The organism is Nostoc sp. KVJ3 (assembly GCF_026127265.1).
Taxonomy (GTDB): Bacteria; Cyanobacteriota; Cyanobacteriia; order Cyanobacteriales; family Nostocaceae; genus Nostoc.
In genome coordinates this window covers 3070578-3084859 of record NZ_WWFG01000002.1, presented here as the reverse complement: position 1 = coordinate 3084859, position 14282 = coordinate 3070578, and the positions used below count along the sequence as shown (strand labels likewise).

13 protein-coding genes are annotated in these 14282 nt (G+C 42.4%); 7 read left to right on the top strand and 6 right to left on the bottom strand.

Annotation, left to right across the window (positions count from 1 at the left end):
* Nucleotides 1–41 precede the first annotated feature (41 nt).
* On the bottom strand, nt 42–164 hold the full coding sequence (locus tag GTQ43_RS29405; protein ID WP_265276171.1) for a hypothetical protein: 123 nt from the start codon (nt 162–164) through the stop codon (nt 42–44).
* Between the two features lie 83 nt (nt 165–247).
* Between GTQ43_RS29405 and GTQ43_RS29400 the strand changes: the two genes are divergently transcribed.
* The 3 genes from GTQ43_RS29400 (at nt 248) to GTQ43_RS29390 (ending at nt 2416) form a co-directional block, all read left to right on the top strand.
* Nucleotides 248–673 (top strand): hypothetical protein, encoded by a 426-nt coding sequence (locus GTQ43_RS29400; protein ID WP_265276170.1) that lies wholly within the window; start codon nt 248–250, stop codon nt 671–673.
* Between the two features lie 327 nt (nt 674–1000).
* Nucleotides 1001–1507, top strand: a complete 507-nt coding sequence (locus tag GTQ43_RS29395; protein WP_265276169.1) for a hypothetical protein — start codon at nt 1001–1003, stop codon at nt 1505–1507.
* Between the two features lie 129 nt (nt 1508–1636).
* Nucleotides 1637–2416, top strand: a complete 780-nt coding sequence (locus GTQ43_RS29390) for a photosystem II S4 domain protein (RefSeq protein WP_265276168.1) — start codon at nt 1637–1639, stop codon at nt 2414–2416.
* A gap of 328 nt (nt 2417–2744) precedes the next feature.
* On the opposite strand, the gene GTQ43_RS29385 is transcribed toward GTQ43_RS29390, so the two are convergent.
* From GTQ43_RS29385 to GTQ43_RS29375, 3 genes are all read right to left on the bottom strand, one after another.
* Entirely contained in the window at nt 2745–3521 is a 777-nt protein-coding gene (locus GTQ43_RS29385; protein WP_265276167.1) for an SDR family NAD(P)-dependent oxidoreductase, read from the bottom strand.
* Between the two features lie 166 nt (nt 3522–3687).
* Entirely contained in the window at nt 3688–4890 is a 1203-nt protein-coding gene (locus tag GTQ43_RS29380; protein WP_265276574.1) for an alpha/beta hydrolase, read from the bottom strand.
* Nucleotides 4891–4944: 54 nt separating this feature from the next.
* Nucleotides 4945–5829 carry a shikimate dehydrogenase gene (locus tag GTQ43_RS29375; protein ID WP_265276166.1) on the bottom strand — a complete coding sequence of 295 codons (885 nt, stop codon included), beginning with the start codon at nt 5827–5829 and terminating at the stop codon, nt 4945–4947.
* Nucleotides 5830–6013: 184 nt separating this feature from the next.
* Here GTQ43_RS29375 and GTQ43_RS29370 point away from each other — a divergent pair, with 184 nt between their 5' ends.
* Nucleotides 6014–6952, top strand: coding sequence for an alpha/beta fold hydrolase (locus tag GTQ43_RS29370; protein WP_265276165.1), 939 nt, complete (start codon nt 6014–6016; stop codon nt 6950–6952).
* 103 nt (nt 6953–7055) lie between these two features.
* Here the strand turns inward: GTQ43_RS29370 and metK are convergent, their stop codons facing one another.
* Nucleotides 7056–8324 carry a methionine adenosyltransferase gene (gene metK, locus GTQ43_RS29365; RefSeq protein ID WP_265276164.1) on the bottom strand — a complete coding sequence of 423 codons (1269 nt, stop codon included), beginning with the start codon at nt 8322–8324 and terminating at the stop codon, nt 7056–7058.
* A 420-nt stretch (nt 8325–8744) separates the two neighbouring features.
* A complete protein-coding gene (locus GTQ43_RS29360) occupies nt 8745–9749 on the bottom strand; it encodes a phosphoribulokinase (protein WP_265276163.1) in 1005 nt (334 codons plus the stop codon).
* Nucleotides 9750–10525: 776 nt separating this feature from the next.
* Here GTQ43_RS29360 and petH point away from each other — a divergent pair.
* The 3 genes from petH (at nt 10526) to GTQ43_RS29345 (ending at nt 14276) form a co-directional block, all read left to right on the top strand.
* Nucleotides 10526–11872, top strand: coding sequence for a ferredoxin--NADP reductase (gene petH, locus GTQ43_RS29355; protein ID WP_265276162.1), 1347 nt, complete (start codon nt 10526–10528; stop codon nt 11870–11872).
* Nucleotides 11873–12104: 232 nt separating this feature from the next.
* The gene (locus tag GTQ43_RS29350; protein ID WP_265276573.1) at nt 12105–13391 is read left to right on the top strand and encodes a homoserine dehydrogenase; all 1287 of its coding nucleotides are present in this window, start codon (nt 12105–12107) and stop codon (nt 13389–13391) included.
* Nucleotides 13392–13517: 126 nt separating this feature from the next.
* Nucleotides 13518–14276: a Uma2 family endonuclease gene (locus tag GTQ43_RS29345; protein ID WP_265276161.1), complete on the top strand. Its 759-nt coding sequence runs from the start codon at nt 13518–13520 to the stop codon at nt 14274–14276.
* Nucleotides 14277–14282 lie beyond the last annotated feature (6 nt).

Below are 14282 nucleotides of genomic sequence, written 5' to 3'. Positions count from 1 at the left end.
AATATTTACTTGAACGCATTTTGGCACTAATTGCATGAGTTTTAGATGTTATGGAATTTTGGACTGTGCAGAAAGTCTGTAGCAATCAGGTGCGCCGGAAGACGGCGATCGCGAATCTGGAGGGTAGATAACTTTCCAAGACGGATTTTAAATTTGGAAAGCATCCTGAAAAACGTATTTGTAACAGGAATTTTGTGAAATGATGTAGCATAACTGAGTGTTCAGATCGCTGCCTTGTCAAAGACTCATGACTAAAGTAACATCTCAAGAAATTGCACAGTTTCGCTCTCAATTAGCAGATGACCCCAGCGATATGGAAGCGCTGGATTTGATTGAAGACTGTGATGGAGATTTAGAAGATGCGGCAATGACGCTAGCTATCAGAGCAGGACAACAACCAGAAAGAGCAAATTCTGAGTGGTTAGATGCTCTGGCTAGAAAATGGCGTGTGGTCATTTGCGAACAAGAATATCGGGAAGATTTGCTTAATACTTCACTTCAAAAGATGATGGAACATCTAAAAGCAATGCCAACCTTTCCTAAGATTTTGGCAACACCAGTTTTGATTTATGTCCTTAAGCAAGGGGTAAACAATTTTTGTCAGCCACTAGATTCGCTTGAATTAAATACAGACCTAACCCCCAACTCATTCTCTACAATGGAAGGGGAGTAAAAATTAAAGCCTCTCTCTTCAAATTCCTAATTCTTGTACAGACGCAATTAATCGCATCTCTCTCTTAATTCTTGTAAGTTGTCATTGCGAGCGGAATGAAATGTAGCAAAGCAATCCCAAGACCTTGCGTTCGCGAAGCGTGTCCGAAGGACTTATGCTTCATTCCGCTTTGCTCCATTCGCAATGACAAATGTATATTTAATTTTGCATTACTACTTACAGACGCGATTCATCGCGTCTCTACTCCTATCAAATGCAACATTGATTAACCCAGGACTGATACGCTGTTAATTAAGGCAAACTTCTATTAGACAAATTGTAAAATCAATGAATTACCTTGTTGCCGTATTACCAGATCGTATTCAAGCCGAAGCTGCTTACTTAGCTTTAGAAGAAGAAGGCATAAACAGTACTATCCTGGGGAAAGGGTATAAAACAGCTGACGAGTTTGGCTTAATTGACCCCAAAGACCAAGCCAAAAAGCAAGCACAACTGATGGCAACCTGGCTGATCCCATTTGGCTTTTTTGCAGGTTTTACATTCAGCCTCATTACTGGTTTAGATACTTTTGCCTGGGCGGGTGAAGTTGGCAATCACATTGTTGGTGGACTACTGGGTGCTGCTAGTGGTGCTATGGGTGGCGTGGTTGTGGGTGGCGGAGTTGGTTTACTCGTAGGCAGTGGTGATGCTTTACCATATCGCAACCGCTTAGATGCAGGTAAATATTTAGTTACCGTTCAAGGCTCTGAAACTCTCACACGACAAGCAACCCGAATATTACGTCAGTTCGATCCAGAAAATATCCAGGGTTATGCTGACACAGGTAGCGTGTGAGAGTGATGCAAGCGGTGATTGTAGGAAATAAATCAGAAGTAGAGGGGCTTTTAGGGGTCAGGGTTCCTGATGAAAAGTTAGAATCAAGACAGTTTTAGCAGCTTAATTCTCAACTCATAATTTTTAAGAATGTTGCCACGAGAAGAACTTTTAAAAGGTGTTGAAAATCGAGATAGTCTAGCTCGTGTAATCGATCAAGCGGAGCAAGCCATCAAAACTTGGGAAGTGGTTTTGACAGATTTTCTGTCTCCCCCAGAATTAGCAGAAATTCAACGGGTGTTTAATCGATTGACAGAGGTGCAATTAGTTGCGTGGGGCGGATATCCCCAAGCTGAACGCCAAAGAATAGCGATCGCTCGTGCAGAACTTCCCCTAGATCAGTCTCAAGTTAGCCTTGTCGCCGTCGAAATTGCTGGTAATTTCTTGTTTGATACCGCATCTCACCGCGACTTTTTAGGCGCAATGTTGGGAACGGGAATTGTTCGTGAAAAAACGGGAGACATTATTGTTTTAGGAGAACGAGGGGCGCAGGCGATTGTTGCCCCAGAGTTGGTAGAATTTTTGGAAATGAGTCTGAAACAAGTGCGATCGGTTCCTGTGAAGACTCAGCGTATTGAGGTAACTGAGTTAAAAGTTCGGGAACCAAAGAAGAAAGAACTAACTACTGTGGAAGCTTCTTTGCGATTAGATGCGATCGCATCTGCCGGTTTTGGGATGTCCCGCAGCAAAATGGTTGATTTCATTGATTCTGGTGATGTCCGCGTCAATTGGAAGGAAGTTACGCAAGCTAGTTCGCAAGTAAAATCAGGTGACTTAATCGCCATACGCTCTAAAGGGCGTTTAGAAGTTGGGGAAATCGCCGTTACAAAAAAAGACCGTTACCGAGTTCAATTAACAAGGTATATCTAATAAGTGAGGAGTTAGGAGTCTTCAGGAGTGCCTCGGCTTATAGTGCTGAGTAACTCCATAGATAAATCTAGGGGATTGAAGTAAGGACGTATTAAATATGCGCTACGCATCTCGAAATAAATATTTATTTCTTTTTCCATGACTTTTAAGCAGTTGCTCTCAGACCTTCTGTGCTGTTAGCGGTAGCGAGGCGTTTAGCCCGTGCAATTATTACTTTTTTACTCAGCACTCAGAACTGTTTCGGTGAATTTATCAGACGCAATTAATCGCGTCTCTACTCCTAACTCTTGTACAGATGCAATTAATCGCGTCTCTCCTAGCTATATACTTAGGCTCTAAAATGTTTTGCTAACATATTCAGCAGAAGTTTGCGCGGTACGAGCCGAGATAATTTGCTTCTAATTTGAGTGTTAGTATCAGAACTAATAACGGTTGGATAGCCTTTTTCCAAAGCCTCTAAAGATTCCCAAACCACTTTTTCGGAAGAATACACTTTATTTGTGCTGCTTGCCAGCGCTAGAGGAAAATTAGCTTCTGCAAAAAAGTTCGTTTCTATTGGCCCCGGACAAGTAACTAAAATACGGACACCATATTGACGATTTTCTGCCCACAGTGCTTCACTAAAACTAAGAATAAAAGCTTTACTGGCAGCATAAACAGAAAGGTATGGTATCGGTTGAAATGCGGTAATAGAAGATACGTTAATAATGCTTCCAGAACGACGTTGCCGCATTAAAGGTAGAAATTTATGGGTTAAATCTACCAATGCCAAAATGTTTAATTGGACGATTTTAATTTGTCTTTCTCCGTCCCCTTCTGCAAAGTCACCATAGTAACCAAAACCAGCATTATTGATTAATAAGTCAATGGTTAATTCCTTTGCTTTAATGATATCAAAGACAGCAGCAGATGCATTAGGTTCTGTGAGGTCTTTGATAATAACATCTACTTGAATTTTGTGTTCTCTTTGTAGTTGTTTCGCTAATTGGTTTAGTTTCTCTTCCGAACGAGCAACGAGTACAAGATTTGTCTTTCGTGCAGCTAGTTCCTGAGCAAAAGCTTTACCAATACCACTAGAAGCACCAGTAATTAAAGCAGTTGGCATTCTACATATTCAGATAGTTTTTAAGCACCTTATAAATCTTAACGATAGTGGCTATAAGTTTTAACTACCCAAAGTGATATACCCAAAAGATTAATATAAGTAGAACGGCGTAAATAATTAATCTAGTTTAATTTTATGCTTTGAATGCTGCTGTATGTTAATGAAATTATTGCTTCAACAACGCCCAAGCCAAAAACCTCTCGGTATGATACAAGGCTAATTGATTGCTCACACCATTGAAAACGGCATCAAAAGCGTGTTCTGCCCAAGGAATTTGTAAAAAAACCGCAGTATTACCAGAGTTTTTTAAACGTTCGTACATCTGTCTGCCAAATCGTGCTTCCACCAAATGATCGCGACTGCCGTAAATTAATAAAGTTGGTGGTAAAGGATGCGTTAGGTAATTTATCGGTGAGGCAATTTCATATTGATTAGGGAATTCTTCTAATGAACCACCCATAAATGCTTTTAAAACAGCACGAGTGTTGATAGGATCGGGGTTTGGTGGTGTTTTATATCCTTCACTCAAGTTAACAGGCCCGTAATAATCTACTACTCCCCGAATCGGTGGTGCATCTGGTTGATAAGCCGCTAACATTGCTAGGTGCGCTCCCGCAGAACGTCCTATAAGTACCATACGTTCTGGATCGGCTTCATAAGCTGCTGCATGTTTGCGAATAAAATTCAAGGCTGTACGCACATCATCTAACTGAGTTGGAAATTTATATTTAGGTGCGTGTCGATAGTCGATAGCAAATACCGTATATCCCTGATGAGCGATATATTGATTAAACTCAGAATTAGCATGAGGATTGCCATATTGCCAAGCTCCACCATAAATTACTATCACTGCTGGATATTTCCCTACCTCTGGGGGTTGATAAACTTCCATTTTTAAAGGCACTCCCGCAGGAGAAGCAAAGATAATATCTTTTTGATGACGGGTTTTACCTAATGGAATACCCCGAAAAGAATTAACTAAATCAAAGGGATGGGTTTGCATTCTAGCCCTTGCTGAGACTGGAATTTCCTCTAGATAATTTGTGCCCAAACCTTGTTTCATCGCTTTATCCATCTGCATTTGACTTATGGGGATATTCACTAGCACCCATACACAAATTAGCAATCCGATTAAACTGAAAATGCAAGCTAGGCGTTGTGATTGATGGCGACGAATGCAGAAAAAAGATAACAGAAAAGAGAGTGAATTGAATAACAATAACCAAGGGCTAACTTCTGGCGCTCCCACTGCTAGAGTGAGTAAAAACATATTTGGAGCGGGAAGAACAATCCAAGAACTGAGAAATAAACTTGTAAAACTTAGTAAGAATACAAACCATGAGAAAAGTATTTTGGGTTTGAGAAACATAAATCCAAGTGCCATAAATAAAAGGCAATCTAGCTCAGGGTAATTATTTATGCATCAACTTAAACCCAAATGATTTTGCAAAGCTTGGCGCATCACTTCTACAGGTATATTTTCCTGCTGTAACCAAATTTTTAATGCTGCTACCCCTTGTTGTACAAGCATTTCTAAACCATCGATCGCAATTGCCCCTTGTTTTTCAGCTTGCTCTAGAAATTGCGTTGGTTTAGGAATATATATTAAATCGTAAGCGATCGCACCCGTTGGTAATTTAGCCATTTCTTGCCCACTCAGAGGCGACTCCTCAACCTTGGGATACATACCGATGGGGGTTGTGTTTACCAGCAAATTAGCTTGGGGAATTAACTTTGCTAGTTCCTCCCATTGATAAACTTGTAAATTCTCAGCTATGGGTGAATTACTCCAACTATGGTGAAATTCTTGTAATCTCTGCACATTCCGCCCAACAACGTGAATTTTCGCAAAACCTAGCTGGTGACAACCTGCTACAACTGCCCTGGCTGCGCCACCATTGCCTAAAATTACCGCTACCTTCTGACTCCAATCTTGCTTATAGGTTGTCTGCAAAGGAGCAATAAATCCTTCGATATCGGTGTTTGTCCCTACCCATTGATTATTTTGGCGGCTAACTGTATTCACTGCGCCGATGGTTTGGGCAAGGGGGGTAATTTTTGAGAGTAGGGGCATGATTGCCTGTTTGTGAGGGATTGTCACACTAAAACCAACAACCCCAATCGCGGCAAAACCTGCGATCGCTATTTCTAAATTCTCTGGTGCTATGGGAAAGGGAAGATAAACATAATCTAATTTTAATTGTGCGATCGCAGCATTATGCATCACTGGCGATAGCGAATGCTCTACCGGATGTCCAATTACCCCTAGCAGTTTAGTTTTACCTGTAATTAAGCTTTCTTTAGTCATTAGTTATTTTTTGTTAGGTATTACTTATTGGGCATTGGGCATTGAGAATTGGGCATTAGTTATTTATTCTTTCTCCCCCTGCTCCCCCTGCTCCCCCTGCTCCCCCTGCTCCCCCTGCTCCCCCTGCTCCCCACTCCCCACCTACTCTACAATTATTAAAAGCTACTTAACAATTCTTTGAATCATGCAGGTAACTACAGCCCTCTCTACAAATCCAATTCCGGGTAAATATTGGCAGTGGCGCGGGCACAACGTTTACTATGTGCGTGCGCCAGAGAAGCAATCGCAACGTCCGCCCTTGCTTTTGGTACATGGATTTGGTGCTTCCACAGACCATTGGCGCAAGAATATCACAGGATTGAGTCAAGATTTTGAAGTATTTGCGATCGACCTTTTGGGATTTGGGCGATCGGCAAAACCAAAATTGCAATACAGTGGTGACTTATGGCGCGACCAACTCCATGATTTTATTAATGAAGTAATTGGTCAAAAAGCAGTATTAGCAGGTAACTCCCTTGGTGGCTACGCTGCTTTGTGTGTTGCTGCCCAGTGTCCCGACAGTACGGCTGGTTTAGTCTTACTCAATAGTGCTGGCCCTTTTAGCGAAAGCCAGCCTACATCTGAGCCTGAAGCTTTACAAACTCAAATTCAGCCACCTAAGCAAGCCTCTTCTTTACAGAAACTACTAGGTGACTCAGTTAAGTGGATTTTTCAACAACCTTTAGCTCAATCTCTGTTATTTCAATACGTGCGTCAACGTTGGGTAATTCGTCAAACCCTAGAAAAAGTTTATCTTGACAAAAGTGCAATTACAGACCAATTAGTAGAAGAAATTTATCGCCCTGCTTACGATTCGGGTGCATTGGATGTGTTTGTTTCAGTCTTTAGCACTCCTCAAGGGGAAAAAGTTGATGTGCTACTAAAGCAATTAACTTGTCCTTTGTTAATGTTATGGGGAGAAGCTGACCCTTGGATGAATGCTAGAGAACGTTCCCAAAAATTTCGTCAATATTATCCTGAACTCACAGAACATTTCTTAAGAGCCGGTCATTGTCCCCATGATGAAGTACCCGATAGAATAAACCAACTTTTAGGCGATTGGGTTTTGTCTATTACTAAGTAATAAGACGAAAGTTGAAATATAAATGAGGGCATAGGCAATTTTTGAAGTTGCCTATGCCCTTAGATATATAAGCTAAGTTCTTGCAGTTGCGTATAAGTTTAAGTTACGCCTGAGCAACCACTGCCGAAAGTGACCCGCTTGCTGCTTGCTTCAACAATTCGGCTTTATCGGTCTGTTCCCAAGGCAAGTCTAAATCAGCCCGCCCAAAATGACCGTAAGCCGCGACGTCCTGATAAAAACGTCCGCCTCGTTCACTTGGTAAGTTGCGTAAATTGAAGGTATGGATAATCCCTGCTGGACGCAGTTCAAAGTGCTTGTTGATTAATTCTAGTAAGGTTTCTTCGTCCACCTTGCCAGTACCAAAGGTATCCACTAGAATGCTTGTTGGTCGCGCTACACCAATAGCATAGGATAGTTGGATTTCAACTTTTTCTGCTAACCCAGCGGCGACAATGTTTTTCGCCACATAGCGAGCCGCATAAGCCGCAGAACGGTCTACCTTTGTGGGGTCTTTGCCAGAAAAAGCACCGCCACCATGTCGGGAATAACCACCATAAGTATCAACGATGATTTTCCGTCCTGTCAGACCAGAATCTCCTTGAGGGCCACCAACCACAAATTTACCAGTGGGGTTGACTAAAAAACGTGTTTCCTGATTAGGCTTAATGTCAATGTCACCAAAAACAGGTTCAACCACTGCTGCCCAGAGGTCTTGTTTAATTTTGGCTTGTACCGCCGCCTCATCCGTGATTTCCCCAATACTGGCTGTATGCTGGGTGGAAATCAAGATGGTATCAATCCCTACGGGCCGCCCATCTTCGTAAACCACAGTTACTTGGGTTTTGCCGTCAGGACGCAAGTATGACAATTCGCCTGTTTTACGGACTGCTGCCAATCGGCGAGCAATGCGGTGAGCCAGACTGATGGGTAAGGGCATCAGTTCTGGTGTTTCGTTGCTGGCAAAGCCAAACATTATACCTTGATCGCCCGCACCAATTTTGTCAAATTGTTCGTCACTATCTTGCTCACGGGTTTCTTGGGCAGTGTTAACGCCTTGGGCAATATCGGGTGATTGTTCGTCTAAAGCGAGCAGAACGCTGGTGCTGTTGGCAGAAAAGCCATTATCAGCATTGGTATAGCCAATTTCAGCAATTTTTTTGCGGGCAAGATTGACGAAATTGACATTGGCTTTGGTGGTTATTTCACCAGTGATTAGCACCAAACCAGTATTAACTACTACTTCAGCTGCAACACGGCTGCTGGGGTCTTGTGTCAGTAGGGCATCTAGAATGGTATCAGAAATCTGATCGCAGATTTTATCTGGATGACCTTCGGTGACTGACTCGGAGGTAAATAAATATCGACGAGACAATGGAAATTCCTCCTGACTTGAGTTTTTCGCTGACTAAATGTTGTATTTAGTTCAACTACCTAATTTAATGTGAGTTCGATAAACCTCTCCCTGACTTGAACTAAAGCACAAGTTGTCCCTCTCCAAATCAGAGAGGGAAGGTTTTAGGTAGTAAAACCTCAGAGAGGTCTTTTGATTTAGCTCATTAGGCGAACACCACATAAGCTGTCAAAATCACATTAATTTATGAAATCATAACAATATTTATACTTCAGTAGTTAGTATCTTCCTAATATTGATAAAACCACTATCTATAAGGTAAGTCTCTATAAAGAATATAAATTTATGCTAGTTAGTCGGTCGTTAAAATGTATTTAATAACACAAAAAAAAGGGACACCCAGAAGCGTCCCCACAAACTTTGACACAAGCACTACTGCTTTTAAACCTGAACCGCTAACTTTGCTTCTGTAGCTGTTAAGCGTTCATAAGCAGCACGCATCTTCAAACCTGTAAGCACTTGGAAGAAACCAGTACCATTATTAGAACCTGGATACTCGCGGTGCTGGAGTAACAAATGAGTCAATTCACCCTGATATTTGGTGGATGTATTGCTGAGATGGGTTTCGATATAAATTACTTCTTCCAAGTTGTCAAATTGACCATCCACCTCTAGTACTGAAACATAGCGACCGTAGTAAACATCCGAACCATAGTATAATTGCATACCAGGATATGAACAGGTCAGTTTGCGTCCACAGGGAGTCCAATTAATTGTTGACCCTTCATCAAATAGGTAGGTTGGCTCGAAGCCTTCCTTACCTTCCCTTTGCAGCATCCGTACCCGCAGGACTCTGCGTTCGGTGTCGTTCTTGATCAAGTTTGTGGGTAATACTTGAAGAACTACATCGGCAAATTCTCTTTGTGGTTCGATAAACTTTTCAAAATCAGGTTTGCGGGAATTGATTTGCGCTAAAACATCTTCGTAGCGATGACCGCGTTCAGCCATATCTCGCTGGATTTTCCAGGCAATTTTGACTTCATCGCTAATATCAAAATAAACACTGAAGTCAATTAGCGATCGCACCCGCTCATCATATAAAGGATGCAGCCCTTCAACAACTATAATATGATTCGGCTCCACTCGCTCCGGCGGATCGATCAAGCCAGTTTCGTGGTTATAAATCGGCTTATCAATCCCTTGACCACTTTTGAGCGCTTTAATTTGCTCATACATCAGGTCAAAATTATTTGCTCTAGGGTCTAGTGCTGTTATCCCAGTTTCTTTGCGCTGTTTGCGATCCAATGAGTGATAATCATCCAAGCAGATGACTGTCATTAAATCTTCACCAAACAAATCTATTAAACGACGCAAAAACGTAGATTTTCCGCATCCAGAGTCTCCGGCTACTCCAATCAGTACCACGCGTTCCGGCTTACTTGTCATAAATCCCCTCTAAAATACTAAAATTGTCTCAATATTTTTTCACACAGCAGATTCTGAAGCCAGGAGTTTACCCCTTTGGTTTATCCTGCGTTCTTGCTACCTAGCACATCTATAAGACACCAAGCGGGTAGGCAACAAAGTAATTAAGTCGCTACTCGTCGGACTAGCCTGAATGTTGGTGCCGGTAAGTATTTAATCCTAGTGGTATATTTGATTTTAACAGAAGGGGGTATCCCATACAAGATTGCTGTCAAGAAGAATTAGCGCCCTCGCTCGTTCATTTTATCGATTTAGTAGTTAATTTAAAAATGGGGATCGTTACCGTTCATAAGTGTTGCGCCTCTGTGATTCTGCAACTTGTGACTCTATATAATTGAGCCTTTAAGGTATAATTTGCGATCGCCGCGAATTTGTTGAGGTTCCTAAATTGTAATTCCCGTAGGACAATGCTTAAGATATTCAAAGTAAAAATCTATCCAACGAATGAGCCAACAACTTGCATTAGTCAAATTATTGGCTGTAAATTAATGATTAAATTGACTCATTATTAACATTCTCCACAGGACTTATCCTTTACCTTAGAAGATGAACAGGTGTGTTTTTTGCTATGCCTGCATGTCTTTGGTGAGTGTACTTAGCAAGGCATTAATTTAATGATGCCGTTTTTCCTTCTTTCTCCAGTTTTGTGAAGCAAAAATCCGGTAAACTAAAGCTGGCAAGGTAGGGGAATAGTTTTTTTTAAAACGGTTAAGTAAATTATCGGAGTGGTAGAACGAATGTACAATCAAGGTGCTGTTGAGGGTGCTGCCAACATAGAATTAGGTAGCCGCGTCTTCGTTTATGAAGTAGTGGGTTTGCGTCAGAGCGAAGAATCCGATCAAACTAACTACCCAATTCGGAAAAGTGGCAGTGTGTTCATCAGAGTGCCTTACAACCGCATGAATCAAGAAATGCGACGTATCACTCGTCTAGGCGGCACAATTGTTAGCATCCAGCCTGTAACGGCTCTAGAGCCAGTTAATGGTAAAGCCTCACTTGGGAATGCTACAAGCGAAGTCAGCGAGTTAGCTACATCTGAGGAAACTGCTAACACTGAAGGGAATGGTAAAGCCACACCTGTAAATGCTCATAGTGAAACCAAAGGTTTTGCTAAACCACCAGCTGAAGAACAGCTCAAGAACAAGGACAAGAAAGGCAACACCATGACTCAAGCGAAAGCCAAAAAAGACCACGGTGACGTTCCTGTTAACACTTACCGTCCCAATGCTCCGTTTATTGGCAAGGTAATATCTAATGAACCGCTAGTCAAAGACGGTGGTATTGGTATTGTTCAACACCTTAAATTTGACCTTTCTGGCAGTGATTTGAAGTATATAGAAGGTCAAAGTATTGGGATTATTCCACCAGGAGTAGATAAGAACGGTAAACCAGAAAAACTCAGACTATATTCAATCGCCTCAACTCGTCATGGCGATGATGTAGATGATAAGACTGTATCACTGTGCGTCCGCCAGTTGGAATACAAGCACCCAGAAACTAGCGAAACAGTCTACGGTGTTTGCTCTACACACCTGTGTTTCCTCAAGCCAGGGGAAGATGTGAAAATTACCGGGCCAGTGGGTAAGGAAATGTTGTTACCCCAAGATCCTGAAGCTAATGTGATCATGATGGCAACCGGAACAGGTATTGCGCCAATGCGGGCTTACTTGTGGCGGCAGTTTAAAGATGCTGAAAAAGCCGCTAACCCAGAATACCAATTTAAAGGATTCTCTTGGCTAATATTTGGCGTACCAACAACTCCAAACCTGTTATATAAGGAAGAACTGGAAGAAATTCAACAAAAATATCCTGATAACTTCCGCCTCACTGCTGCTATTAGCCGCGAACAGAAAAATCCCCAAGGCGGTAGAATGTATATCCAAGACCGCGTAGCGGAACATGCTGATGAATTGTGGCAGTTGATTAAAAATGAAAAAACCCACACTTACATTTGCGGTTTGCGCGGTATGGAAGAAGGTATCGATGCAGCCTTAACTGCTGCTGCCGCCAAGGAAGGCGTAACCTGGAGTGATTACCAGAAGCAACTCAAAAAAGGCGGTCGTTGGCACGTAGAAACTTACTAAGTGCTGTTAGCGGATAGCTATGGTTTAGCCCGTGCTGAGTGCTGAGTTTTGAGTTCTAAGTTATGAATTAGTAGGGTGGGCAATGCTCACCCTACAATTGTTTTGTGATGAATATTGTAAATAACTGAGGAAAGAGTTCAAGGTGATGAGTAGTAAAGTACTAAATACTTCTAACTACTCAGCACTCAGCACTCAGCACTCAGCACTAAAAAATAAATTGGGTGCAAAATTTGTGGGTGTGAAACTAGGGATACTGGGATTAGGCACCGTGGGAACGGGAACAGTACAGTTGTTGCAAGATAAGGTTGGTCGTCACCCTTTGTTGCAAGAGATCGAAATCTATCGGGTGGGAGTCCGATCGCTCGACAAACCCCGTGCAGTAGAATTATCTACGGAAGTCTTAACTACAGATTTAGAATCTATTGTCAACGATCCGGCAGTAGATATAGTTGTCGAGGTGATGGGCGGATTAGAACCGGCGCGATCGCTAATTCTCAAAGCTTTGAGTAATGGTAAGCACGTAGTCACTGCTAATAAAGCCGCGATCGCCCGCTTTGGAGCAGAAATTTTCACAACCGCCAATCAAACCGGCGTATATGTGATGTTAGAAGCTGCTGTGGGTGGTGGGATTCCAGTGATTCAACCCCTGAAGCAGTCTTTAAGTGTTAACCGGATTCACACTGTCACAGGCATCGTCAACGGTACAACTAATTACATCCTGACGCGGATGCAAACAGAAGGCAGTAACTTCAGCGATGTCTTAGCTGATGCCCAGCGCTTGGGTTATGCTGAGGCTGACCCGACAGCTGATGTTGATGGCTTAGACGCAGGTGATAAAATTGCCATTCTCGCATCATTAGGTTTTGGCGGACGCATCAACTTACAAGATGTTTATACCGAAGGAATTCGGCAAGTTAGCAAGACAGATATTGCCTACGCCGAAAAATTGGGATTTGTGATTAAATTATTAGCGATCGCTAAACGTGATACTCCCTCATCGCAACTTTCCGTTAGAGTTCATCCGACTTTAGTACCCAAAGCTCACCCTTTGGCTAGCATCAACGGCGTTTACAACGCCATTCTTGTGGAAGGAGAACCCATCGGCCAAGTAATGTTTTTCGGCCCCGGTGCTGGTGCTGGTGCAACCGCCAGTGCTGTAACATCAGATATTTTAAATTTAGTTGCTGTCCTCAAAACCAATACAGCAGTTGCAAATCCATTATTAGCTTGTGGACATCAGGAATACTGCCAAATTGCGCCAATGGCAGAACTGATAACTCGTTTTTACGCGCGTTTCCTCACGAATGACCAACCGGGAGTGATCGGTAAATTGGGAACTTGCTTTGGTAACTATGGCGTTAGCTTAGAGTCAATTGTCCAAACTGGCTTTCAAGGGGAACTAGCAGAGATTGTGGTTGTTACCCATGATGTTCGAGAAGGGAATTTTAGACAAGCTTTGGCAGAAATTCGAGATTTGTCAGCGATTGAAAGCATTCCTAGCTTACTGCGGGTACTTTGAGACGATGGATTTAGCGATCGCCATCAGTTCCCGCAAATTATAATACTTAGTTTTTTCAGATTTTTGTTTGTGCCTACCTTTGGTAGACTAAATAAGAAACCTCACGAAAAACGCGAGGGTAGCCCTATGACTGCAACTAATCCAGCTACTAATATTGCTCTTCCAGACCACACTCAACTTCCAGAGTCTGATGGCACCTTCGTGAAAAATTTTCAGGAACATCCTCAAAGCATTCTAATAACAGAATCCATTAAACCAGTATTGCAAAAACGTCATCCTGATGGGCAATATTGCATCGGTCAAGATAGTGGGATCTATTGGCGGATTACTGACCCACCAGAACGAGGTGCAGAAGCTCCTGATTGGTTCTATGTCCCCAATGTACCGCCTACACTGAATGGGCAAATGCGCCGCTCTTATGTGCTTTGGCAAGAACACATTGCTCCATTAATTGTATTGGAATTTGTCTCTGGGGATGGTAGCGAGGAGCGAGATAAAACCCCTTGGAAGGGGAAATTTTGGATTTATGAGCAGGTAATTCATCCGGCTTTTTATGGTATTTATGAAGTGAATAAAGCCAGTGTGGAAATGTACCACATTATTGAAAGCCAATATCAAGTTTTACCAGCAAATGAACGGGGACATTATCCGATTGCCCCTTTGGGAGTTGAGTTAGGTATTTGGCAAGGAGTTTATCAGAATGCAGAATTACCTTGGTTGCGCTGGTGGGATTTGCAAGGTAATTTGTTGTTGAGTGGTGAGGAAAGAGCCGAACAGGAAAGCCAAAGAGCAGAATTAGAAAGCCAAAGAGCAGAATTAGAACGTCAAAGAGCCGATCGCTTAACTGCCCAATTGCGATCGCTCGGCATTGAACCAGAAGCCTAAGTAGTC

Coding starts and splice junctions, on each gene's coding strand:
- GTQ43_RS29405 (WP_265276171.1), bottom strand. CDS start 164: ATGCTTTCCAAATTTAAAATCCGTCTTGGAAAGTTATCTACCCTCCAG.
- GTQ43_RS29380 (WP_265276574.1), bottom strand. CDS start 4,890: ATGTTTCTCAAACCCAAAATACTTTTCTCATGGTTTGTATTCTTACTA.
- petH (WP_265276162.1), top strand. CDS start 10,526: ATGTACAATCAAGGTGCTGTTGAGGGTGCTGCCAACATAGAATTAGGT.
- GTQ43_RS29370 (WP_265276165.1), top strand. CDS start 6,014: ATGCAGGTAACTACAGCCCTCTCTACAAATCCAATTCCGGGTAAATAT.
- GTQ43_RS29395 (WP_265276169.1), top strand. CDS start 1,001: ATGAATTACCTTGTTGCCGTATTACCAGATCGTATTCAAGCCGAAGCT.
- GTQ43_RS29385 (WP_265276167.1), bottom strand. CDS start 3,521: ATGCCAACTGCTTTAATTACTGGTGCTTCTAGTGGTATTGGTAAAGCT.
- GTQ43_RS29360 (WP_265276163.1), bottom strand. CDS start 9,749: ATGACAAGTAAGCCGGAACGCGTGGTACTGATTGGAGTAGCCGGAGAC.
- GTQ43_RS29345 (WP_265276161.1), top strand. CDS start 13,518: ATGACTGCAACTAATCCAGCTACTAATATTGCTCTTCCAGACCACACT.
- GTQ43_RS29400 (WP_265276170.1), top strand. CDS start 248: ATGACTAAAGTAACATCTCAAGAAATTGCACAGTTTCGCTCTCAATTA.
- GTQ43_RS29390 (WP_265276168.1), top strand. CDS start 1,637: ATGTTGCCACGAGAAGAACTTTTAAAAGGTGTTGAAAATCGAGATAGT.
- GTQ43_RS29375 (WP_265276166.1), bottom strand. CDS start 5,829: ATGACTAAAGAAAGCTTAATTACAGGTAAAACTAAACTGCTAGGGGTA.